General features: G+C 64.2%; 20 protein-coding genes and 2 tRNA genes. 8 read left to right on the top strand and 14 right to left on the bottom strand.

Annotated features, from left to right (window positions below):
* The first annotated feature begins 59 nt into the window (after positions 1–59).
* Both ACQCVD_RS14655 and ACQCVD_RS14650 read left to right on the top strand, forming a co-directional pair.
* On the top strand, positions 60–548 hold the full coding sequence (locus tag ACQCVD_RS14655; protein WP_426824520.1) for a ferritin: 489 nt from the start codon (positions 60–62) through the stop codon (positions 546–548).
* 199 nt (positions 549–747) lie between these two features.
* A complete protein-coding gene (locus ACQCVD_RS14650) occupies positions 748–1,461 on the top strand; it encodes a FadR/GntR family transcriptional regulator (RefSeq protein WP_426824519.1) in 714 nt (237 codons plus the stop codon).
* A 346-nt stretch (positions 1,462–1,807) separates the two neighbouring features.
* Here the strand turns inward: ACQCVD_RS14650 and nrdE are convergent, their stop codons facing one another.
* The 4 genes from nrdE to ykgO all read right to left on the bottom strand — a co-directional run bounded on the left by nrdE (position 1,808) and on the right by ykgO (position 5,749).
* The gene (nrdE, locus tag ACQCVD_RS14645) at positions 1,808–3,961 is read right to left on the bottom strand and encodes a class 1b ribonucleoside-diphosphate reductase subunit alpha (RefSeq protein ID WP_426824518.1); all 2,154 of its coding nucleotides are present in this window, start codon (positions 3,959–3,961) and stop codon (positions 1,808–1,810) included.
* A 131-nt stretch (positions 3,962–4,092) separates the two neighbouring features.
* Positions 4,093–4,542, bottom strand: coding sequence for a class Ib ribonucleoside-diphosphate reductase assembly flavoprotein NrdI (nrdI, locus tag ACQCVD_RS14640; protein ID WP_426824527.1), 450 nt, complete (start codon positions 4,540–4,542; stop codon positions 4,093–4,095).
* 155 nt (positions 4,543–4,697) lie between these two features.
* A complete protein-coding gene (gene nrdH / locus ACQCVD_RS14635) occupies positions 4,698–4,931 on the bottom strand; it encodes a glutaredoxin-like protein NrdH (RefSeq protein WP_426824517.1) in 234 nt (77 codons plus the stop codon).
* A 695-nt stretch (positions 4,932–5,626) separates the two neighbouring features.
* Entirely contained in the window at positions 5,627–5,749 is a 123-nt protein-coding gene (ykgO, locus tag ACQCVD_RS14630) for a type B 50S ribosomal protein L36 (protein WP_018341343.1), read from the bottom strand.
* Positions 5,750–6,002: 253 nt separating this feature from the next.
* Here ykgO and nadE point away from each other — a divergent pair, with 253 nt between their 5' ends.
* Positions 6,003–6,842, top strand: a complete 840-nt coding sequence (gene nadE / locus ACQCVD_RS14625; RefSeq protein ID WP_426824516.1) for an ammonia-dependent NAD(+) synthetase — start codon at positions 6,003–6,005, stop codon at positions 6,840–6,842.
* On the opposite strand, the gene ACQCVD_RS14620 is transcribed toward nadE, so the two are convergent.
* The 7 genes from ACQCVD_RS14620 to pgm all read right to left on the bottom strand — a co-directional run bounded on the left by ACQCVD_RS14620 (position 6,839) and on the right by pgm (position 11,860).
* Positions 6,839–7,114 carry a DUF7218 family protein gene (locus ACQCVD_RS14620; protein WP_426824515.1) on the bottom strand — a complete coding sequence of 92 codons (276 nt, stop codon included), beginning with the start codon at positions 7,112–7,114 and terminating at the stop codon, positions 6,839–6,841. The two genes, nadE and ACQCVD_RS14620, sit on opposite strands and share 4 nt — an antisense overlap.
* 53 nt (positions 7,115–7,167) lie before the next feature.
* Complete coding sequence (locus tag ACQCVD_RS14615; protein ID WP_426824514.1) at positions 7,168–7,929, bottom strand: fructosamine kinase family protein; 762 nt, start codon at positions 7,927–7,929, stop codon at positions 7,168–7,170.
* 111 nt (positions 7,930–8,040) lie between these two features.
* Positions 8,041–8,466, bottom strand: a complete 426-nt coding sequence (locus ACQCVD_RS14610) for a pyridoxamine 5'-phosphate oxidase family protein (RefSeq protein WP_426824513.1) — start codon at positions 8,464–8,466, stop codon at positions 8,041–8,043.
* Between the two features lie 365 nt (positions 8,467–8,831).
* Positions 8,832–8,904, bottom strand: a tRNA-Ala gene (locus ACQCVD_RS14605).
* A 49-nt stretch (positions 8,905–8,953) separates the two neighbouring features.
* A tRNA-Ala gene (locus ACQCVD_RS14600) sits at positions 8,954–9,026 on the bottom strand.
* Between the two features lie 175 nt (positions 9,027–9,201).
* Positions 9,202–9,927: a DsbA family protein gene (locus ACQCVD_RS14595; RefSeq protein ID WP_426824512.1), complete on the bottom strand. Its 726-nt coding sequence runs from the start codon at positions 9,925–9,927 to the stop codon at positions 9,202–9,204.
* Positions 9,928–10,201: 274 nt separating this feature from the next.
* Positions 10,202–11,860 (bottom strand): phosphoglucomutase (alpha-D-glucose-1,6-bisphosphate-dependent), encoded by a 1,659-nt coding sequence (gene pgm / locus ACQCVD_RS14590; RefSeq protein WP_426824511.1) that lies wholly within the window; start codon positions 11,858–11,860, stop codon positions 10,202–10,204.
* A gap of 312 nt (positions 11,861–12,172) precedes the next feature.
* Here pgm and ACQCVD_RS14585 point away from each other — a divergent pair, with 312 nt between their 5' ends.
* From ACQCVD_RS14585 to ACQCVD_RS14575, 3 genes are read left to right on the top strand one after another with little or no spacing between them, the layout of a single operon-like run.
* Positions 12,173–13,594, top strand: coding sequence for an alanine/glycine:cation symporter family protein (locus ACQCVD_RS14585; protein ID WP_426824510.1), 1,422 nt, complete (start codon positions 12,173–12,175; stop codon positions 13,592–13,594).
* A gap of 9 nt (positions 13,595–13,603) precedes the next feature.
* Positions 13,604–13,942 (top strand): fluoride efflux transporter family protein, encoded by a 339-nt coding sequence (locus ACQCVD_RS14580; protein WP_426824509.1) that lies wholly within the window; start codon positions 13,604–13,606, stop codon positions 13,940–13,942.
* On the top strand, positions 13,942–14,337 hold the full coding sequence (locus ACQCVD_RS14575) for a fluoride efflux transporter FluC (RefSeq protein ID WP_426824508.1): 396 nt from the start codon (positions 13,942–13,944) through the stop codon (positions 14,335–14,337). The genes ACQCVD_RS14580 and ACQCVD_RS14575 overlap by 1 nt, the downstream gene beginning before the upstream one ends.
* On the opposite strand, the gene ACQCVD_RS14570 is transcribed toward ACQCVD_RS14575, so the two are convergent.
* Positions 14,326–14,853, bottom strand: a complete 528-nt coding sequence (locus tag ACQCVD_RS14570) for a TetR/AcrR family transcriptional regulator (RefSeq protein ID WP_426824526.1) — start codon at positions 14,851–14,853, stop codon at positions 14,326–14,328. The genes ACQCVD_RS14575 and ACQCVD_RS14570 overlap by 12 nt on opposite strands.
* A 303-nt stretch (positions 14,854–15,156) precedes the next feature.
* Here ACQCVD_RS14570 and ACQCVD_RS14565 point away from each other — a divergent pair, with 303 nt between their 5' ends.
* On the top strand, positions 15,157–16,083 hold the full coding sequence (locus ACQCVD_RS14565; RefSeq protein ID WP_426824507.1) for an alpha/beta fold hydrolase: 927 nt from the start codon (positions 15,157–15,159) through the stop codon (positions 16,081–16,083).
* 125 nt (positions 16,084–16,208) lie between these two features.
* Here ACQCVD_RS14565 and ACQCVD_RS14560 read toward each other — a convergent pair whose 3' ends face one another.
* Positions 16,209–18,782: an ABC transporter permease gene (locus ACQCVD_RS14560; protein ID WP_426824506.1), complete on the bottom strand. Its 2,574-nt coding sequence runs from the start codon at positions 18,780–18,782 to the stop codon at positions 16,209–16,211.
* On the bottom strand, positions 18,782–19,597 hold the full coding sequence (locus ACQCVD_RS14555; protein ID WP_426824505.1) for an ABC transporter ATP-binding protein: 816 nt from the start codon (positions 19,595–19,597) through the stop codon (positions 18,782–18,784). Before ACQCVD_RS14555 ends, ACQCVD_RS14560 begins: the two co-directional genes overlap by 1 nt.
* 162 nt (positions 19,598–19,759) lie before the next feature.
* Between ACQCVD_RS14555 and ilvD the strand changes: the two genes are divergently transcribed.
* A complete protein-coding gene (gene ilvD / locus ACQCVD_RS14550; RefSeq protein WP_426824504.1) occupies positions 19,760–21,499 on the top strand; it encodes a dihydroxy-acid dehydratase in 1,740 nt (579 codons plus the stop codon).
* The last annotated feature ends 189 nt before the right edge of the window (positions 21,500–21,688 follow it).

Raw genomic sequence — 21,688 nt, 5'->3', positions numbered from 1 at the left:
GTGTTATGCAGGCCTTACCTTAGGTGCACGCTCTGTGGAACTGTCCTAAAATCCAAGACATGACCATTCACGAAGAACTCCAGCAGGCCCTCAATGAACAGGTGACCGCGGAACTCGAAGCAGCCCTCGTCTACCTCCAGCTCTCCTACGCTCTCGACGATCTCGGCCTCGTCGGAATGCGCGACTGGATGAAGAAGCAGCACAAGGAGGAGCTCGACCACGCCGAGCGTTTCTCCCAGCACCTGCTCGATCGCGATGTCACTCCGCAAATCGGCAACATCTCTGCCCCCATCGTCAAGGTCGAGACCGCCATCGACGCCTTCGAGGCAGCTCTGAACCACGAGAAGATGATCTCCGAGCGTATCCGCCGCCTTGCTGACCTGCAGGCGACCCACCGCGACTACGACTCCCGCCCCCTCATCGACTTTTTCCTGGCGGAACAGATCGAAGAGGAAGCCGACATCGACGAGATCCTGGATCGGCTGAAACTCGCCGGTACAGAGGGATCGGGCATTCTCCGGATCGACGGCGAACTCGGACGCCGCTGATCTCCCCACATTGGTCGGATCAAACCTGAGAAATATAAGTTGATTTCTCAACATTGCCCTAGTGTTACCTAGTAGGTTTAGGGTGCAATAGGTGGTAACTGCGGAATAGGGACACCATCATGATTCTACCGTTGAGAATCGTGGGCTTTCAGCACATGGTGAGCGTTCTGTCCCGCACGAACGAAATGAGGAACCGACCATGTCCCGTCCGAAGAGGGGCCCTGCCGCTCCGCTCCTAGACAGTGTCCTGGATCAACTCGGTAGGGAGATAGTTGGCGGAACGCTTCGCGAAGGAAAGACCTTCACCCTCCTCGACCTGAGCAACCGCTTCGAGATATCCAGAACCGTCGCCCGCGAAGCCATGCGGGCACTCGAGCAGCTCGGTCTCGTCGCTGCTTCGCGCCGCGTGGGGATCACGGTCCTCCCCCGCTCCAAGTGGTCCGTCCTCAATCAGTCCATCATCGAATGGCGGCTCGAAACAGAATCCGAGATTCGGGACCAGCTGCGGTCGCTGGCGGAGCTACGCTCCGGCGTCGAACCCGTGGCGGCCCGGCTCGCTGCTGTTTACGCCACACAGAACGAGCGGAACCGACTGGCCAAGATCGCCAGTGATCTCCGTCAGTTGGGCCGGGAAGGAAGGGGCGCAACCGATGAGTTCCTGGAACTCGATATCGCGTTCCACAGTCTGCTTCTGCGAGCCTCCAACAATGAGATGTTCGCCGCGTTGATCCCGTCGATCACGAGCATGTTGAGGGGACGTACCACTTTCGGGCTGATGCCCGCCGTTCCGAACGAGCGGGCGTTGACTTCCCATATGGAATTGGCCAATGCGATCAAGGCCGGTAACCGCGATGCCGCAGACCGTTGGGCCAGGGAGATCCTCGAAGAGGTGCGGGAGCACCTCTATCCCTGAGCAATTTCCAGCTCTCGACACCGTTCCCGATGGCCTGGGAACGGTGTCTTTCACATTCCAGACAGGAACAACCACAGCCGTGATATTTTCCCGCGCTGGTCGCAGCCCGCAAGGTGTCTGCGGGTCCCGTCTCAATGCTGTCAGGATCCTCGGGTAGCACCCGCTGCTGTTGCCCGTCTCTTCCCCTAGCCGGCAATCCCCACGCCCAGAGAGCCGAAACGCGGCTCATGGCCTCCGGGCGGTATCCACGACCCTCAGAATCCACTCAGGGGACATCATAGGAAAAGACCCGTGATCAGTACGTCGACTGATCACGGGTCTATCTCCGAGGCATGCGCGATGCGGGTTATAGCATGCAGCTGACGCAGCCCTCGATCTCAGTGCCTTCCAGCGCCTGCTGACGCAGTCGGATGTAGTACAGGGTCTTGATGCCCTTGCGCCACGCGTAGATCTGCGCGCGGTTCAGATCGCGGGTGGTCACGGTGTCCTTGAAGAACAGGGTCAGGGACAGGCCCTGATCGATGTACTTGGTGGCTGCGGCGTAGGTGTCGATGACCTTCTCGTAGCCGATTTCGTAGGCATCCTGGAAGTAATCCAGGTTGTCGTTGTCCAGGTGCGGCGCCGGGTAGTAGACGCGGCCGATCTTGCCTTCCTTGCGGATCTCGATCTTGGAGGCGATCGGGTGGATCGACGATGTCGAGTTATTGATGTAGGAGATCGAACCGGTCGGCGGGATGGCCTGCAGGTAACGGTTGAAGAGACCGTATTGCATGACATCCTTCTTCAACTGCTCCCATTCCTCCGCACTCGGCGTGTGAATGGTGGACTCCGCGAACAGCTTCCTGACCTTCTCCGTCTGCGGGATGAATTCGGCCGGGTCAAACCGGTCGAAGTAGCTGCCGTCGGCGTAGTCGGAGTTCTCGAAGTTGCTGAAGTACTGCCCGCGCTCCCGGGCGAGCTTATTGGAAGCGACGAGGCACTGGTACAGCACAGCGGCGAAGTAGGCGTTGGTGAAATCGAGGCCTTCTTCGGATCCGTAGTAGATGTGCTCCCGACCGAGGTAACCGTGCAGGTTCATCTGGCCCAGTCCGATAGCGTGAGCGGCGTTATTGCCCTCCCGGATGGACGGCACCGAGTCAATGCTGGTCTGCTCCGACACGGCGGTCAAGCCCCGGATAGCCGTATCGATGGTCTTCCCGAAGTCCGGCGAATCCATGGCCATAGCTACGTTCAGGGAACCGAGGTTACAGGAGATGTCCTCGCCGACCTTGGTGTAGTTGAGATCCTCAGAGAACTCGGAGGGGGTGTTGACCTGCAGGATCTCCGAGCAGAGGTTGGACATGTTGACCCGGCCCTCAATCGGGTTTGCGGCGTTGGCCGTGTCCTCGAACATGATGTACGGGTAGCCGGACTCGAACTGCACCTCTGCCAGGGTCTGGAAAAACTGGCGGGCGTTGATCTTGGTCTTGCGGATCCGTGAGTCATCGACCATGTCGTGGTAATGCTCGGTGACCGAGATGTCGCCGAAGGGCTTTCCGTAGATGCGCTCCACGTCATAGGGCGAAAACAGGTACATGTCCTGGTTGCGCTTCGCCAGGTCGAAGGTGATGTCAGGAATGACCACGCCCAGTGAAAGAGTCTTGATGCGGATCTTCTCGTCAGCATTCTCGCGCTTGGTGTCCAGGAAGGACAGAATGTCCGGGTGGTGAGCGTTGAGGTAGACGGCACCGGCGCCCTGCCGGGCCCCCAGCTGGTTGGCGTAGGAGAAGGAGTCCTCGAGAAGCTTCATCACGGGAATGACACCGGAAGACTGGTTTTCAATCTTCTTGATCGGAGCACCGGCTTCGCGCAGGTTGGACAGCAGCAGGGCAACGCCGCCGCCCCGCTTGGACAGCTGAAGCGCGGAGTTGATGGACCGGCCGATGGACTCCATGTTGTCCTCGATGCGCAGCAGGAAACAGGAGACCTGCTCGCCTCGCTGGGCCTTGCCGGCGTTCAGGAAGGTCGGGGTAGCCGGCTGATAACGGCCCCCGATGATCTCGTCGACCAGGTTCTCCGCCAGCTCCCTGTCGCCGCTGGCCAGAGTCAGGGCAACCATGCAGACGCGGTCCTCAAAGCGCTCCAGGTAGCGCTGACCGTCGAAAGTCTTGAGGGTGTAGGAGGTGTAGTACTTGTACGCACCGAGGAAGGTCTTGAAACGGAACTTGTGGCTGTAGGCCCGCTTGAACAACGCCTTGATGAACTCGAAGTCGTAGGGGGCCAGCACCTCTTCCTCGTAATAGTTGTTCTCGATCAGGTAGTTCAGCTTCTCCCGCAGGCTGTGGAAGAAGACAGTGTTCTGATTCACGTGCTGGAGGAAGTACTGCCGCGCGGCCATCCGATCCTTGTCGAACTGGATCTTGCCGTTTTCATCGTAGAGATTCAGCAGCGCGTTGAGCGCGTGGTAGTCCAGCTCCTGGTGCTGCGGCGGTTCGATGACTGTCGTATCCGGGGAAGACAAGGGTTCGCACCTTTCGGTATGGGTGTTATTGGCGGTTGTTGCTGACTATTAAATTGTGCCGGTCTACATGCTCCCGGTTGACTTGTGTGGCCGAAATACGGCGATGCCAGTACCGGATGATATCGGTCATCCTAGGACTCCGGCTGCCCCGCTGCCACTGGCTCCAGCCCCAGAGCTACAGCATTCTCCAGTAGGCCGGAGCGGAGCACCCGGACATCATTCTCGTTGCCCATCAGCTCGAACCTGTAGACATAAGGAACCTGACACTTCCGGGAGATGATCTCACCGGCCTTACCGTAATCCGTGCCGAAGTTGGTGTTCCCGCCGGCCACGACAGCGCGGATGAAGCTCCGGTTGTGTTCGTCATTCAGAAATCGGATGACCTGTGGCGGTACCGGGCGCGAATTCTGGTGGGTCATGCCTGCGCCGCCCCCGTAGGTGGGACAGACAAGCACATAGGGCTCATTGACGTGGAGCGGCTCATCCTCCCGGCGGAGGGGGATGCGCGCGATCGGCAGATCCAGCTTTTTCACGAAGCGGTGCGTGTTCTCGGTAACTGAAGAAAAATACACGACCAGCACATCGATCACTTCCCTTCTCAATGCTGGTCCGGTGGCCGACAGCCACCTCAGACTACGAAAGCCGCCCAACTCAAGGCGGCGGATAGGTGCTGTGGCTTCGCTGCGGCGACCGGGGCTCCGCCGGGGAGGGCGGGAACCTGGAGATGCTGCGGGATCTAGGCGGCCTGGGCAGCCAGCCCGCGGATGCGCTCCGGACGGAAACCCGACCAGTGTTCGCCGTTGACCTCGACGACCGGAGCCTGGAGGTACCCCAGCGCCATCACGTAGTCGCGTGCCTCATCATCCAGGCTGATGTCCACGGAGGTGTACTCGAGGCCGGCGCGGTCCAGCGCCTTCTTGGTGGCGTTGCACTGCATGCAAGCAGGCTTGGTGTAGAGAGTAATTGCCATGATTTCTTCCTCGTCCTCCGTGTAGTGCCGTTACCATCGAAGCGTGTGATCCGCCTGCGAGGTGGCCCCTTAAGCTAGTTCTTGCCGATCTCTCGGTGACACCAACCGACACTATACTTTGTGCCAGAAAGCCGCAAATAGCACTATATATAGTAGTTACAAGGATGGAATTCCCAGGATGGAAGCGCTCCGGGGACTACATCTAGCCCCTCCCCCTCACGGCCCGGACGGACGGGAAATGACATCGTTGACATTTCCGCAGGACGCGCCAAACCCCTTTATGGAATTGTTATAATTGTCCCTCGGCGCACACCGGGGCACATCCCTCACACCTTGCGCGCTGCTGCAGAAATTTCGGGGTGGGTGCCCGCCAGCGTCGTGCCGCCCCCTCGCTACGGAAGGCCCCTGAAAGGCCTGACACGTCCCCTGGGGCGTTCCACAGCACCCAGTGGAGGCGGTGCCACGGCTGGGGCAAACCTCGGCAGGTGGCGCACAGAAGGCGGAGTACCGACCATTCCGCAACGTGCCGACCGCCTCTCCCCCGCCCCACCGGGAGCCACTGTCGTGTTTACGCCCGCCAGCGCTGAACACTACCCAGCACCATCACTTAATCCTCAGGGCTGACGGCACTAAAAAAGCCATCCACACCGCTTGGCGGTGTGGATGGCCGAACCGTGAAAACGGCGACCGAGGCCTTAGCCCTGGCGAGCCTTGAAACGCGGCTCCTTCTTGTTGATCACGAAAACCTTGCCGTGACGGCGCACAACCTGGGCGCCCGGCTTGTTCTTCAGCGACCGAAGCGACTTGCGAACCTTCATCGGGCGCTCCTTTCTGTATGCGCGAAGTAAATTCTGCGACTGGATGAACTTTCATTGGCCTGCGATTCCGACCGGCCAGTCCGTGAGGATTGACGCGACGGATACACCAGCCATGACACGAGGAGGAATCTTACCCTAGACCGGCCCGTTCCTCCAAAACACCGGGCCCCTTTCCGCCTCCGGGGAACCCCCGCCTGAAGCACCGGCATCTTCTTCCCGATAGCAGGTCCGCCACCTCAACTAGGATCGGGATATGTCTTTCACCCCTGGCCCCATACAGCAAGAGATCATCACCACGTTGCATGCGAGACCCCGGATCGATCTGGAAGCGGAACTGAAGGATCGGGTCGGTTTCCTGGTCGACTATCTGGCCACCACCGGAGCCGGCGGCTATGTGCTGGGCATCTCCGGGGGCCAGGATTCCACATTGGCCGGGCGGCTCGCCCAACTCGCGGTGGAGGAGCGCCGGGCGGCCGGCCACGACGCCGCCTTCTGGGCGATGCGGTTACCCCACGGCGAGCAATCAGATGAGGACGATGCCCGCATGGCCCTGGATTTCATCGCCCCGGACCAGGAGATCACCGTAAACATCAAGGAAGCGACCAGCGCCATCGATTCTCAGCTGGCCGGTGCTCTGCACCAGGAAAGCCTCGGCGACTTCAACCGCGGCAATGTCAAGGCCCGGCAGCGGATGATAGCCCAGTACGCCCTCGCCGGAGAGAAGGGTCTGCTGGTGCTCGGCACCGACCATGCGGCGGAGAATCTGACCGCTTTCTTCACGAAGTTCGGTGACGGTGCCGCCGACGTCGTTCCACTGATGGGGTTGAACAAGCGCCAGGGGGCGGCGCTCCTGCAGCACCTGGATGCGCCTGCGGCAACCTGGGAGAAGGTCCCCACCGCAGATCTGGAGGATGATCGGCCTGCCCTTCCGGACGAGACTGCGCTGGGGGTGAGCTACCAGCACATCGATGATTACCTGGAAGGACGTGAGGTGCCCGAATCCGCGCGGGAGCGGATCGAGCACCTCTGGCACATCGGCCAGCACAAGCGGCATCTGCCGCCCGGCCCAGCCGACGGCTGGTGGCGCGTCTAGCTGTTGCGCAGAGCGTCGATGAGCTCGTCCTTGTTCATCTTCGACCGCCCACCGATGTCGAGCTCACGGGCCCGATCCTGCAGTTCCTCGGCGGTCCAATCGTCATAGGAGCCGGCCTTGCCACCCTTGCGCCCCACCTCCTCGCGGGAGGTGTTGGCTGCGGCATTCGCGATGCGGGCGGCCTTCTGCTTGCTGGCCCCGTCCTCGCGCAGCCCCTCGTAGAGTTCATCATCCTTGACGCTGGGGCCCGGGTCTTCCCGCTTCTTGGCCATGTCAATTCCTCGCAATCTGCTCGGGTTCAGGTGGGCCCGAGCTTAGTCCCGTTCTAGCGCAGAAGGTCAAGAGTGGCCCGGGCGGTTTCGACGAGCGCGTGTCCGTAGCTTGGGCCGTGGGTCAGCGCATGCACAGCGAGAGGATGCAACTGGTGCACCGGCGTGTATTCCAGCCACCCCTCCGGCAGCTGGGCGATCTCCTGATAGCCGGCCCGGATCTCCTCGAGGTGGGGTGCGCCGAATAACGCCAACATCGCCAGGTCAGTCTCCCGGTGCCCGCCATGGGCGGCCGGATCAATGAAGACCGGTCCCCCTGCGCTGAACAACAGGTTTCCGGTCCACAGGTCGCCGTGGATGCGTGCCGGAGTGGTGCCCCACACCTCCGCCGGGGTACCGCCTATCGACGCCGAGGCACGCTCCACCAGCTGCAGACCGGGGGCATCGAGGTTGCCCCGCAGGTGCGCCGCCCGGGCGAACGGCAAGACCCGCTGTTCCGTGTAGAAGGTGGCCCAGTCGGCCGTCGGGGTGCATTCCTGGCGTTGGGTACCGATGAAGTTCGGACCGTCCCAGCCGGAGGGCGGGCTCCCGAAGGCCGGGGCGCCGGCGTCATGGATCCGCGCGAGTTCCCGTCCCGCCTGGCGGGCGGCTGCGGCGGTGGGGTGGACCGTGTCTACCCGGGTGATGGACAGAGCGTGCGGAGTGACGTCGTGGACCTCCACCACCGCATCGCTGGCTTCCCGCAACCAGCGCAGTCCGGCCGCCTCCGCTTCGGCGGCACCATCCTGATCGGGGCGCTTGATGAATGTCGCAGTCATGGTTTCAGTGTAGCTTCGGGGGCAGGCAGTTCGGCTGCGTTCACATCGATACTCCACCATCACCCGTTGCGCTCCGGAACCAAGCCGATGCCGGGGACTTCGCCAGCTACTTCAGTACCGCTCCGGTTCTTCCCCGATTTCAAAGGCCCGTCCGGAGATCTCCGCCGGGGTGATCCGCACATAGTTGTACTTCAGCGTCGGTGCCCAGGGCCGCAACGGTAGAGTGTCCGCATGGTGGATGTCCTTCAGGTCCCGCAGAATCTCCGCGTGTCCCTTGATGACCACTGACCAGGCATGCCCCTCCCGGACATCGTCCGCCTCGAAAAGAACATCGGCATTGAGGTTGATGCTGAACAGCTTGTTGCCCTCCGCCGTGCGCAGGTACACCCGGCCTTCCTCGTCCACCACATAGTTGACGGGAAAGATATCCATGTCGTCAGTGCGTCGAACGACGATACGCCCGAGTTGCTCGCTCCGGAGTCTCTCCAGGCATTCTTCCCGGTTGAGAACCTGAATTGTTCGGTCTGTGTTGCTCATGCCCTCATTGTCCCACCAATTCCGACCCGTGTCCGGAGTTCAGCCTGTTGAGAGGCATATCCCACTCCGCGGTGTCGGCGAGGGCTGAGGCGGTAGAATCGCGCGGTTCCGCGCTCAGCGTAGCCAGGCAGAAGCCGATGATCCCCCGCCAACGAGCTGGATTCTGCGATGGTCTTCCCACCCCTTGCCGGGAGATGCTCCGGTACGGATGTGCGTCTTAGAGAAGGCCGGGTCAGACCTCACGGAACGCACGGCCAACGGGAGTTCTGCCGGGCCGTCTTGTCTTACCCACCCGGGAGAACACAAGAACAAGGCCCGAATCCCCACAACCATCAGGTTGCAGGATTCAGACCTTGTCAGAAAAGTGGAGCTAATGGGATTCGAACCCATGACCCCCACACTGCCAGTGTGGTGCGCTACCAGCTGCGCCATAGCCCCGTGTCGCATATTCAATTGAGCCGACTCACTCATGACGAGCGATTCGGAGTGGAGCTAATGGGATTCGAACCCATGACCCCCACACTGCCAGTGTGGTGCGCTACCAGCTGCGCCATAGCCCCTCAAGCGACTTATGTAAATGTACATGGAGCCCCTCGAAGGAACCAAATCGGCTGGTAGAACGATCGTCCTCCGCCCCTCTCGCTCCGCACCGCCCCGGCTCCGCCACAGCAATCAGTTGCGGCGGAGCCGGGGTTCTGGCCGACGGCCTGTCGGAAGCGACGGAGAGGACCGGGATCAGCCCTGGATGGCCACCGGAATCCAGTTGAAGATGTCATTCTCGGCGATGTCCTGGCCGTCCTGCAGGACGCGCGGAGAGGACACGGAGCCCGTCTGCTCCTCAAGCATGGCGGCATTGTCATCGCCCAACGCGGTGGCGTCCTCGCGGAATTCATCATTGTTGATGGCCTCCACCACGGCGTCAGAAGCGCCCATCTCGGCGGCGGCATTGGCGAAGTCCTCGTTGTTCCACTGGTTGGCGATCTGCTCCTGCTCCTCCAGCAGCAGGGCCCGGTAGTTCCAGAACAGGTCGGAGTCGCCCTGCTCGACCGTGGCCAGGGCTGCGGCCAGCGCGCTGTGGGAGTGACCGCTGGTGTTCTGGTTGTCCATGAAGTGCAGCGTGTGGAGGTTGACCACGAGGTCACCGGCTTCGACGGCGTCGCGCATCTGGTCATCGGTGGCGATGGCCAGCTCCGAGCAGTGCGGGCAGCTGTAGTCCTCGTAGAGGTCGGCTTCCGGGGTGTCGGCGGTGGCGTTCTCGGACCGCAGGGTCACCACACTGCCGTCTCGGGTGGCCTCCAGCTGGACGTCCTCGAACTCGCGATCGGCGACCCACTCGGTCTTCGCCCCCTGACTCGAGTAGACGATGTAGGCGACGATGATGACGGCGATGACCAGAATGGCCACCAACGCCCAGATGAATCCGTTGCCCCTGTCGTTGGGCGACTTAATTTTGTTGCTCACTGTGCACCTTTGTATCTCGGTTCCACGGCGGAGAGCGCGGTTCGACTCCCCGCCCCTGTCCGGCCGCACTCACTCCCTGCGGTCGAAAGTTCCTTTAAGACCTTATCCGATCAAGCTGCAGGCAGACACAGCAACAATGCTTGGCCGGCGGTCATACCAGCCACCCGTCTCTCCCGCCGCCGATTCTTCCATGTGCCCACCAGGCAGCAGTTGCACCCTGCCCGGGTCTCCACAACGGAGCGGCACCTGCGGCGATGCGGATGGAGATCCGCCGCTACTCCCCCAACACCTGGGACACCACGGCCTGGGCCTCCCGCTGAACTTCACGGAGGTGATCTTGCCCACGGAAGGATTCCGCGTAGATCTTGTACTTGTCCTCCGTGCCGGAGGGGCGGGCGGCGAACCAGGCGTTTTCAGTGGTCACCTTCAGGCCGCCGATCGGGGCGTCATTGCCCGGCGCGCGCGTGAGTTTGGCGGTGATCGCCTCCCCGGCGAGCTCGGTCGCGCTGACCTGCTCCGGGGAGAGCTGCTTGAGAATGGCCTTCTGCTCGCGGTTGGCCGGGGCGTCGGTACGCGCATAGGCCGGGGCGCCGAATTCCCCGGCGAGTTCAGCGTAACGCTGCGAGGGGGTCTTGCCGGTCACGGCGGTGATCTCGGCGGCGAGCAGGTTCAGGATCAGGCCGTCCTTATCCGTGGACCAGACCTGGCCGTTGTGGCGGAGGAAGGAGGCGCCGGCGGACTCCTCCCCGCCGAAGCCGATGGTTCCGGACTGCAGGCCGTCCACGAACCACTTGAAGCCCACCGGCACCTCGTTCAAGGTGCGGCCGAGTTTGGCCACCACACGATCGATCATGGAGGAGGAGACCAGGGTCTTGCCCACGGCGGTACGGGCGCCCCAGCCGGGACGGTTGGCGAAGAGGTAGTCGATGGCCACCGCGAGGTAGTGGTTGGGGTTCATCAGTCCGTGATCCGGGGTGACGATGCCGTGGCGGTCAGCGTCGGCGTCGTTGCCGGTGGCGATGTCGTAGCGCTCGCGGTTGGCCACCAGGGAGGCCATGGAGTTCGGGGAGGAGCAGTCCATCCGGATCTGGCCGTCGGTGTCCAGTGTCATGAACCGGAAGGTGGCGTCCACCAGCGGGTTGACCACGGTGAGGTTCAGCTTGTGGGTGTCCGCGATCGCCGCCCAGTAGTCCACGGAAGCCCCACCCATCGGGTCCGCGCCGATGGACAGGCCGGAGTTGCGGATGGCCTCGATATCGACCACGTTCGGCAGGTCCGCGACGTAGTTGCCCAGGAAGTCGTGGCGTCGGGCACGTTCATCCAGTACACCCGTGACAGAGGTGCGACTGACCTCCTGCAGTCCGCCCCGGAGCAACTCGTTGGCGCGGTCCGCGATCCAGTCGGTGGCACCGGTGTCCGCCGGGCCGCCGCTGGGCGGGTTGTACTTGAAACCGCCGTCGCGGGGCGGGTTGTGCGAGGGGGTGATGACGATGCCGTCCGCGTGCCTGATCGGGCCCCCGTGGGTGCCCCAGCCCAGGCCGGTGTTGTGGGTCAGGATCGCGTGGGAGACGGCCGGGGTCGGGGTGTAACGGCCGGCGGCGTCCACGAACACCTCGACTCCGTTGGCCAGCAGCACCTCAAGCGCGGAGATCATCGCCGGCTCCGAGAGCGCGTGGGTGTCCCGGCCGATGTAGACCGGTCCACCGATCCCCTGCCGCCGGCGGTGATCGACGATCGCCTGCGTGGTGGCCAGGATGTGGTGCTCGTTGAAGGCGTTGTCGAGAGCGGAACCACGGTGCCCGGAGGTGCCGAAGGAGACCTGCTGATCGGGGTTCTCGACATCCGGGGTGCGGGTGAAGTAGGCGGTGACCAGCTCCGCGATATCGATGAGATCCTCGGGACGGGCTGGTTGCCCGGCACGTTCATGGGCCATGGGGTGGTGCTCCTTGTCTGACCTTTGGTGGTGTTTACCGTCCCCATCTTTCCCCTGCCCGGACGTTTCCGCAGGCGCTCCGGATAAGGGGTGCACCCATGCGGCCTTCCCCGCTGCCCCGGGCCCGGGTGGGGCACGGCGCCGGACCAGCGCACGAGGGCGTCGATAAGCTCCCGAAAAGAACCACGTGTGAGGCAGCTGACAGTTATGCTTACCTGAGTGCATTCCCCGGAACACAGCCACCGGGGTGATGAGCACCCGCTTCTTCCCGTTGCCACACAGAGAAACTCAATCTGTCGAAAGGTGTCTTTCATGGACGCACTCTCGGATTTCTTCGGCACCCTGTCAGGGGTTGTCTGGGGCCCCTGGCTCCTCATTCCGCTGCTGCTGGGAACCGGCCTCTATCTGACCATCCGGCTCGGCTTCCTCCAGTTCCGCACCCTGGGCCGCGCCATGCGACACGCCTTCATCGATGGGGCGGAAGGTGAGAGCACCAAGGGTGACATCTCCAACTATCAGGCCCTGACCACCGCCCTGGCGGCCACCGTCGGCGTGGGCAATATCGTCGGCGTGGCCACGGCGTTGAGCATCGGCGGCCCCGGTGCACTGTTCTGGATCTGGCTCACCGGGCTGCTGGGCATGGCCTCGAAGTACACGGAGGCCTACCTGGGTGTCCGTTTCCGCACCACCGACGAGAAGGGCGAGCAGGTCGGCGGCCCCCAGGAGTACCTCAAGCGCGGCATCAAGGGGCCGGTGGGCAAGGTCCTGGCCTTCGCGTTCACGATCTTCGCCATCATCGCCTCCTTCGGCATCGGCAACATGACCCAGTCCAACGCAGTCTCGAGCGGGCTGGACACCACCTTCGGCATCAGCCCGATGCTCACCGGTGCGGTGCTCTTCGTCGGCATCGGCGCGGTGCTGCTGGGTGGTATCCAGGCGATCGGCCGGGTCACCTCCGCCTTCGTTCCGCTGATGATCATCATCTACGTCACCGCCGGCATCGTGGTGCTGGCCATCAACGCCGGTGACATCCCGGCGGCGCTCGCCCTGGTGTTCACCGACGCTTTCACCGGCACCGCCGCCACCGGTGGTTTCGTGGGCTCGGGCATCCTGATCGCGATGCAGTTCGGTGTGGCCCGCGGTATCTTCTCCAACGAGTCCGGCATGGGTTCCGCCGCCATCGCGGCCGCCGCGGCCAAGACCACCCACCCGGTGCGTCAGGGCCTGGTCTCCATGACCCAGACGTTCATCGACACCATCATCGTCGTCTCCATCACCGGTCTGGTCATCGTCACCACGGGGGCCTGGGACCTGGGCGAGGACCGCGCCGGCGGCATGACCGCCGTGGCCTTCAGCCAGGGCCTGCCGGGCGACTGGGGCGGGATCATCGTGGCCCTGTCGGTGGTGTTCTTCGCCTTCTCCACGATTCTGGGCTGGTCCTACTACGGCGAGCGCAACGTGGTCTCCCTGCTGGGGCGGGCCTGGTCACTGCCCTACCGTCTGTTGTTCACCGTCGTGGTCTTCATCGGAGCCACCACGGAGCTGACCGTGGTGTGGAACTTCTCCGACCTGGCCAACGGCCTGATGGCTCTGCCTAACCTGATCGGGCTGCTCATCCTCTCGGGGTTCGTCGCCCGGGAAACCAGGGCCTACCTGAAGTTCGACTCGAAGCTGACCGCCAGCGAGGAAGAGGTGCGCCGGTTCCGTGAGGAACAGCAGATGGTGTGGCAGTAACCTGAGCATGTGATCCGCGAAGCACTGAGCATCGGGGCCGGCGCCGCCATCGGCGCGCTGGCCCGTTTCGCACTTCTACTGGCTTTCGGGGAAGAACTCTGGCCGGTGCTGGGCATCAACCTGGTGGGCTCTCTCGTGATGGGACGACTGCAGCCCGGCGCCTTTGTGGGGGCCGGGGTATTGGGCGGTTTCACCACGTTCTCCACCTTCGCCGCACTGACGGCGCGCACTTCGCCCGGTACGGCGGCGGGGTATGCGGTAGCCACGGTCCTCGGTTGCGTGCTCGCCTGGATGATCGGTGACCAGCTGCGCCGCTCCGCTTTGCGACGCCGCGGGGAGCGGCCCTGATGGCCGGGGCAGGGGTGGCAGCACTGCTCGGTGCTGTGCTGGCCGTCGGTGTCGGAGCGTTTGCGGGCGGTCTGCTGCGCGGCTTACTACGCCATCGGCCGGGCGGCCTGGCGGGCACGCTGGTGGCCAATCTGACGGCGTGCCTGGCGCTCGGACTGATCCTCGGCTCCGGGCTGGGCACCGGTGAGGCGCCCCCTGGGGAGACCCTCTGGCAGTTGGCCCTGGGCACCGGTTTCTGCGGGGCGTTGTCCACCTGGTCCACGCTGGCGGGTGAGCTGGGTTCGCTGCTACGGGAGCGCTCGTGGAACCGGCTGGCCGGCTATTTGACGGCCACTCTGGGAGCCGGGCTGGGACTGATCTGGTTCGGGTGGCAACTGGGCGGGCTACTCGGCTGAGTCCGGGACCGGCAGACCGACGGACCGGAGTTGCGACTGCAGGTCATCCTGTGCCTGCTGCCAGGTCAGGTCCGCCAGGAACACCCCCAACGTCAGCCCTTCCGCCGTGGCCTGCAGCCGCCGGGCCAGTTCCCCGGGCTGGGCCAGTTCCGGAACCAGCTGGACAATGAGACGGGTCAGTTCCCGATGCAGGCTCGCACGTGCGGCGCCGAGCTGCCCAGCGATGACCGGGTCCGTCACCGCCAGGGCCACATACGAGTAGTAGACGGCCACTCCCACCCGGCTCCGCTCAGTGCGCGGTAGCGCATGGACGAGCAGATGCCAGAGCTCCCCGGCCGGGTCAGTGGGGACGGTGACGGCCGCATGCACTGCGGCAGCAGCCTCCAGCAGATACTCCAGACTGGCATGCAGCAGCTCCAGCTTGGCCGGAAAATGGTGTTGCACCCGGCCAGGCGACATCCCGGCAGCCCGAGCCACTGAGCGCACGCTGACCGCCCCGACGCCCCGGGTGTACATCACCTGCCAGACCGCCTGGCAGATCTGCTCTCGCGAACCCCCCTGCCCTGACCGGTGGTCTTCTGATCCAACTGCCCTCTTCACCATGACACGATTATACGATACAGTTGTATTGTCATTACGATACGACTGTATTGTCCACCGACGGGATCCTCCCCCATGTCCACCCGATCTGTTTCCCCTCCCCCACTTTCTTCCGCCCCGACCACTGCCGCGGGCCCCAGTTCCCCTGCCCAGAATTCCGGGGGCTCCGCCCGGGGGCGTCTCCGGAAATTGGGTGTCCTCCTGCTCTGCCTCCTGCTGATGGCGTTGCTCATAGATCGCACGCGGAGTCTGCTGTTCCCGCCGCCCGCCGTCGGGCACTGGTCCTCCGTTGTCGCGCAGGAAGAATACGAGGACGCCTATTGGGAGCTCCTCAGCGCTCTCCCGGCACCGACGAGCCGCCACATCGACACCGGTCACGGTTCCGCCCACGTGTTGCTCTGGGAATCCGACAACCCTGCCCCACCAGTTCTCCTGCTTCCCGGCCACAGCTCCGGGGCGCCCATGTGGGCGGAAAACCTGCCGGACTTCATCGGACACCGCACGGTCATCGCCGCTGACCCCTTCGGCGACGCCGGTTTGTCCAGTCAGCGTCTTCCGCTGAACTCCCCGGTTGATCAGGCCACCTGGATCAGTCAGCTGTTGACGGAGTTGGGTATGCCCCGTGTGCACGTGGTCGGCCACAGCTTCGGCGGTGCCACTGCCGCAGTGTTCGCACTGCGCCGCCCCGGCCAGGTTGCCTCCCTGACTCTCCTGGAGCCGGTGATGGTCATCGAACCCCCGCCCCTGTCCACCTACTTCTGGGCCTCACTCCTCCTGCTTCCGGTACCGCAGTCCTGGAAGGACCGCGCATTGGCGGCGATCGGCGGCAGCACGGTCGAGGCCGTGCGGGAAGGCGGACCGATGACTCGCATGGTGGATGCCGCCGCCAGCGGCTACGTCACCGCGATGCCGACCCCGAGCAGACTCTCCGATGAGCAGTGGCGCTCCCTGACCATGCCGGTCCGTATCGACATCGCCGGCACGGGCTCGCTGGCCGGCGGCCCCGGTGCTGTGGACCGGATGACCGCACTACTCCCGAATGCCGAGACCAGATTCTGGCCGGAGGCCACCCACTCCCTCCCCATGGAAGTGCGCGCGGAGCTTGATCCGCAGCTGGTGGAGTTCTGGCGTCATCACGACCGGTGACCTGTCCGACGCCCGCAGCACCGCGTACTCCGGGGTACCGCGGCGTCGGCAAGCGAAAGCTCCCGCAGCACTGCGCCGGGGAGGCACGGGGCTGCGGGAGCGGTGTGGTTTCACCGGCGGCGGAGCTACTCGTCCGCGATGGCGTCCAGCGGCGGGGTCCTTGCGGCCCGGTTCGCCGGCCAGATGGCGGCGAAGACACCGACGACCATCGAACCCACCAACATCCAGACCAGATTCCCCAGCGGCACGGAGATACTGCCGAGCCCCTCCTCAGACAGCACCCGGAGGAAACTCCAGCCCAGGAAGAGCCCGATCAGGATGCCCGAGACCGCACCGAACACAGCGATCTGCACGGCCTCCAGGGTGATCATGATGCGCACCTGGCGGCGCTGACCGCCGACCGCCCGGAGCATTCCGATCTCCTGGCGGCGTTCAATCACGTTCAGGGTCAGGGTATTCACGATGCCGAGGATCGCGATGATCACAGCCAGCGCCAGCAGGGCGTAGAGGATGTTGAGCATCTGGTCGATCATCTGGGTCGCCTGACCCGTGATCTCCTCGGAATCCATCACCTGGACCACGATGAACTCGCTGACAGCCTCCTCCAGATTCGCCCGGAGTTCCTCGGTTTCCACGCTGCCGTCCCCCAGCAGCCCGATCATCATCAGCTGCTGCATCTGGGCCGGGACGAGCGCGTCCGTGGCGGTCTGGCTCACCGCCAACCGCCCCAGGTTGAAGTTCGGCTCGTAGATGCCCCGGACCTCCATCTCCTGGGGAACCGGAGAGGCCGGGGAGTTGACTGCGACCAGATCGCCGACACTCCAGTCGCGCATCTGCGCGACGGCGGTGTCCACTATCACGCCGTCCCGATCGCTCAGGTCGACGCTGCCCTCCACCACGGCGACGTTCATGATGTCCGTCGGATCGCCGTCGATGACGGTGGTCGGGCTCTCCCCGGCCGGGCCATAGGTTCCCAGCCCCTCCACGAAAATGGGGGACATACCGACGGTGACGGTCTCGCCCACGCCCGGGGTATCCCGCACGGCGTCGAGAGCACCCTGCGGCACCGGGAACGTTCCGTTCGTGGGACCGGAAAGCAGGAAGTCCGCGTGATACTCCTCCTCCACGATGTCCGAGATGGAGGTCTTCATGGTGTCACCGAGCATGCCGATGGTGGTGACCAGAGCGATGCCCAGAGTCAGCGCGAAGGCGGTGGCGGAGGTACGGCGCGGATTGCGCCGTGAGTTGGTGGCCGCCAGCTTGCCGACGGCCCCGAACGGCAGACCGATCACCCGGCCCACCGCCGGTACCACCGGGAGGGACAGCGCCGGCCCGGCGAGGAAGAATCCGGCGATGACCGCTACCGCCCCCACGCCGACAAAGCTCGACCGGTTGCCCGTGGAATAGTCTTCCAGGAACACCCCGGCCAGTGCTGCGGCGGCACCGATGCCCACCAGCACCAGGCCAAGGACGGTGCGGACCAGCAGGGGTGAACCCGCCGCGGATTCGGTGGTGCGCATCGCTTCGACGGGCTGCACCTCCCCGGCCCGACGGGCGGGCATCCAGGCGGACACCACGGTGACCAGGACACCGAGAACCACGGGGACGACCACCGCACTGGGGCTCAACCCCAGACCGGCGTTCGGCAGTCCCATGTCCAGAGCGGTCAGGACCGTCTTGATCACGGCCACCAGGCCCATGCCGGCGAGTACGCCGAGGACCGAGCCGAGCAGCCCCACGACGAATGCCTCGAACACCACGGACCGGGTGATCTGCTGTCGCGTCGCACCGAGCGCCCGGAGCAGGGCGAACTCCCTGGTGCGCTGCGCCACGATCATGGCGAAGGTGTTGGCGATCAGGAAGGTGCCCACCAACAGTGCGACGAGACCGAAGGCGATGAGGAAGTAGTTGACGAAGCTCAGCGCCAGTTCCATCTGCTCCCTGGCCTCGGCGGCCAGCTGCGCGCCGGACTCGACCAGCATCGTGTCATGAGCGGCGGCGAGATCAGCGACCAGTTGCTCAGCACTCACCCCTTCGGCGGCGGACACGGTCAGATCCGGCAGAAAAAGCCCGTCGGTGTACCGGTCCAGGTAGGGCTGTTCCGCCATCGAGAGGGTGACGGCCCCGCCGGTGTCGAGGGGGTGCTCGTAGATCCCGCTGACGGTCGCGGTCATCCGCTGCTGCGGATCCACCACAATGAGTTCATCGCCGACCGAGACACCGTACTTCGACGCTGCTCCGGCGTTCAGTGCGACCTCTTCCGGCGCGGCCGGGGCGGTGCCCTCGGTGATCTCGCCGCCCTGGCCGACCGACTCCCCGGCGGGGTACCAGATCTGCAGGCTCGCCGGTGCGCCGCCGGTCTGTATCGCCTCGCCGGCCTCATTGGCCAGCACCACCGAGGTGCTGGCGTCGAGGTTGACCAGGTTCACGTTCTCATCCGCCGCCACTGCATCACGGACCTCCACGGGCACACCAGCGATCCCGGCCTCCGGATCAGGAGAGACCACCGCATCCACCCCGTCATAGGCGGAGGAGACGGCGCTGTTGAAGGCGTTCGACAGCGCATTGGTGAACATGAAGGCGCCGGAGATGAACGCGGTGCCGAGAACGACGGCGACCACGGTCAGGGCCAGCCGGAGCTTGTGGGCGCCAATGCTGCGGAGGCTGACCTTCCACATGGTTGAGGATGTCCCAGCCATCAGTTGACCCGCTCGATTCCGGCCATAGTCGCCAGGATCTGATCGATCTCCGGATCGCGGAGCTCATTGACGATCTCACCGTCGGCGAGGAAGATCACGCGGTCGGCATAAGAGGCCGCCTTGGCGTCATGGGTGACAATGACGACCGTCTGACCGTCCTGGTCCACGGCGGTGCGCAGGATGTCGAGTACCTCCGCAGAGGAGTTCGAGTCCAGGTTGCCGGTCGGCTCGTCACCGAAGATGATCTCCGGCCGGGAAACCAGGGCACGCGCGCAAGCCACGCGTTGCTGCTGGCCGCCCGACAGCTCCGCGGGACGGTGGGTCAGCCGCTGGCTGAGCCCGAGCCGCGAGGTGATCTGCTCGAACCACCCGGCGTCAACCTTGCGGCCGGCGATATCGGTGGGCAGCGTGATGTTTTCCTGGGCGGTGAGCGTGGGCACCAGGTTGAAGGACTGGAAGATGAAACCCAGGCGGTCGCGGCGCAGGTTCGTCATCTCCTTGTCCCGCAGCGTGGACAGATCGGTGTCCCCGATGAAGGCCTGGCCGGAGGTAGCGGAATCCAGGCCGGCCATGCAGTGCATCAGAGTGGATTTGCCGGACCCGGATGGTCCCATGATGGCGGTGAACTCATTGCGCACGAAATCGACATTGACATCCTTCAGCGCGGTCACGGTGGTGTCCCCCGAGCCGTACTGTTTGCGCAGGTTCACCGCACGGGCGGCGGACTCGCGGGAAGAATTGTGGGAGGCACCAGGGGCGGGGGCGGCGTCGCCGGCCCCGCCGGGGCTGACCGGGCGCTGCTCTGGTTCTGGCATGACGGAGAGTCTCCTGACTGACGATGAAATACTACTTCTAGGAAGTTACCGCAGGGGGTGGACATGGTCATCGGGGGTTACCCGGATCTTCACACTGCCTGGCGCCTCCCCAGGAATCCCCGCCCCGTGTCCCAGCCCCGGGCACTGCCTTAGACTGGCGTCATGACTGACAAGCAACCTACTTCTGACACCGGTGTCCCCGACGACACCTCCCATGCCGACATCAAGCCCCGCTCCCGCGCCGTCACCGACGGCCTCAACGCCACCGCTTCCCGCGGCATGCTCCGGGCGGTCGGGCTCGGAGACGATGACTGGGTCAAGCCCCAGATCGGTGTCGCTTCCTCCTGGAACGAGATCACTCCCTGCAACCTGACGTTGAAGAAGCTCGCCGGGTTCGCCAAGGAAGGTGTCCACGCCGCCGGTGGCTTCCCCCTGGAGTTCGGCACCATCTCCGTCTCCGACGGGATCTCGATGGGGCACGAGGGAATGCACTACTCGCTGGTTTCCCGGGAGGTTATCACCGACTCCGTGGAAACCGTGATGTCCGCGGAACGCCTCGACGGCTCGGTGCTGCTGGCCGGTTGCGACAAGTCCATCCCCGGCATGCTCATGGCCGCCGCCAGGTTGAACCTCTCCAGCGTCTTCCTCTACAACGGCTCCACCATGCCGGGCACCGCTCAACTCGCGGACGGCTCCGAGAAGGAGGTCACGCTCATCGACGCCTTCGAAGCGGTCGGTGCCTGCCGGGCCGGCACGATGTCGGAGGATGACGTGGACGCCATCGAACGTGCCGTGTGCCCCGGTGAGGGGGCCTGCGGTGGCATGTACACGGCCAACACCATGGCATCCGCTGCCGAAGCCATGGGAATCTCGCTGCCCGGCTCCGCTGCGCCCCCGGCCATTCACCGCAACCGCACCGAATACGCCCGGCAGTCCGGAAAAGCGGTCTACCACCTCCTGGAACGCGGCATCACCGCCCGGGACATCATCACCCGCGATTCGCTGCTGAACGCCGTCGCCGTGGTGATGGCCCTCGGTGGCTCCACCAATGCGGTGCTGCACCTGCTGGCGATCGCGAAGGAAGCCGAGGTGGAACTGACCCTCGAGGACTTCAACCGGGTCTCCGACAAGGTCCCGCACCTGGGTAATCTCAAGCCCTTCGGCGATTACGTGATGAATGACGTGTTCAAGATCGGTGGTATCCCGGTGGTGATGCGGGCGCTGCTCGACGCAGGACTTCTCAACGGCGACTGCCTGACCGTCACCGGGAAGACCGTGGCGGAGAACCTGGCGGGCATCAACCCACCGGATCCGGACGGCAAAATCCTGCGGGCTCTGGACAACCCCCTCCACGCCAACGGTGGACTGTCCATTCTTCGGGGATCACTCGCTCCCGATGGGGCCGTGGTCAAGACCGCCGGCTTCGACGCCGACGTCTTCGAGGGCACCGCCCGCGTCTTTGAACGCGAGCAGCCCGCCATGGATGCCGTCCTCAATGGTGAGCTCAAGAAGGGCGATGTCGTCATCATCCGCTATGAGGGGCCGAAGGGCGGACCGGGAATGCGGGAGATGCTCGCCATCACCGGCGCCATCAAGGGTGCCGGGATCGGTAAGGACGTCCTGCTCATCACCGACGGCCGTTTCTCCGGTGGTTCAACGGGCCTCTGCATCGGCCATGTGGCACCAGAAGCCGTCGACGGCGGTCCCATCGCTTTCGTCCGGGACGGCGATCCCATTCGCGTCAGCATCCCGGACAGGTCGATCGATGTGGACATCTCAGAAGCTGAACTGGCTGAACGTCGCGCCGAGTGGGTCATGCCGGAGAACCCCCGGTTGCACGGTGTCCTTGGCAAGTACGCCAAACTGGTCCATTCCGCTGCCGCGGGCGCGGTCTGCTACTGACGGGAGGACGGAGACCCCGTCAACGGTCGTAGGGACTCCACCGCCGTGAATCCCTCCGCTGTGGCACGACCACTTGTAACCCCGCCCCCGGGTCTCACTTCCGGGGAACGGGGTCACCTTCTGTAACGCACCCAGACACGCAAAAAGAGGTGCACGCAGTCGCCTACCGCGACCACGCACACCCCCAAC

It is taken from the genome of Corynebacterium halotolerans, assembly GCF_050107895.1.
GTDB classification, from domain to species: domain Bacteria; phylum Actinomycetota; class Actinomycetes; order Mycobacteriales; family Mycobacteriaceae; genus Corynebacterium; species Corynebacterium halotolerans_B.
Note: the sequence above shows the minus strand (reverse complement) of the source record. Positions and strands in the feature narration are given on the sequence as shown.

Coding starts and splice junctions, on each gene's coding strand:
- ACQCVD_RS14655 (WP_426824520.1), top strand. CDS start 60: ATGACCATTCACGAAGAACTCCAGCAGGCCCTCAATGAACAGGTGACC.
- ACQCVD_RS14650 (WP_426824519.1), top strand. CDS start 748: ATGTCCCGTCCGAAGAGGGGCCCTGCCGCTCCGCTCCTAGACAGTGTC.
- nrdH (WP_426824517.1), bottom strand. CDS start 4,931: ATGGCAATTACTCTCTACACCAAGCCTGCTTGCATGCAGTGCAACGCC.
- ykgO (WP_018341343.1), bottom strand. CDS start 5,749: ATGAAGGTTCGCAAGTCGCTTCGGTCGCTGAAGAACAAGCCGGGCGCC.
- nadE (WP_426824516.1), top strand. CDS start 6,003: ATGTCTTTCACCCCTGGCCCCATACAGCAAGAGATCATCACCACGTTG.
- ACQCVD_RS14620 (WP_426824515.1), bottom strand. CDS start 7,114: ATGGCCAAGAAGCGGGAAGACCCGGGCCCCAGCGTCAAGGATGATGAA.
- ACQCVD_RS14615 (WP_426824514.1), bottom strand. CDS start 7,929: ATGACTGCGACATTCATCAAGCGCCCCGATCAGGATGGTGCCGCCGAA.
- ACQCVD_RS14610 (WP_426824513.1), bottom strand. CDS start 8,466: ATGAGCAACACAGACCGAACAATTCAGGTTCTCAACCGGGAAGAATGC.
- pgm (WP_426824511.1), bottom strand. CDS start 11,860: ATGGCCCATGAACGTGCCGGGCAACCAGCCCGTCCCGAGGATCTCATC.
- ACQCVD_RS14585 (WP_426824510.1), top strand. CDS start 12,173: ATGGACGCACTCTCGGATTTCTTCGGCACCCTGTCAGGGGTTGTCTGG.
- ACQCVD_RS14575 (WP_426824508.1), top strand. CDS start 13,942: ATGGCCGGGGCAGGGGTGGCAGCACTGCTCGGTGCTGTGCTGGCCGTC.
- ACQCVD_RS14570 (WP_426824526.1), bottom strand. CDS start 14,853: ATGTACACCCGGGGCGTCGGGGCGGTCAGCGTGCGCTCAGTGGCTCGG.
- ACQCVD_RS14565 (WP_426824507.1), top strand. CDS start 15,157: ATGGCGTTGCTCATAGATCGCACGCGGAGTCTGCTGTTCCCGCCGCCC.
- ACQCVD_RS14560 (WP_426824506.1), bottom strand. CDS start 18,782: ATGGCTGGGACATCCTCAACCATGTGGAAGGTCAGCCTCCGCAGCATT.
- ACQCVD_RS14555 (WP_426824505.1), bottom strand. CDS start 19,597: ATGCCAGAACCAGAGCAGCGCCCGGTCAGCCCCGGCGGGGCCGGCGAC.
- ilvD (WP_426824504.1), top strand. CDS start 19,760: ATGACTGACAAGCAACCTACTTCTGACACCGGTGTCCCCGACGACACC.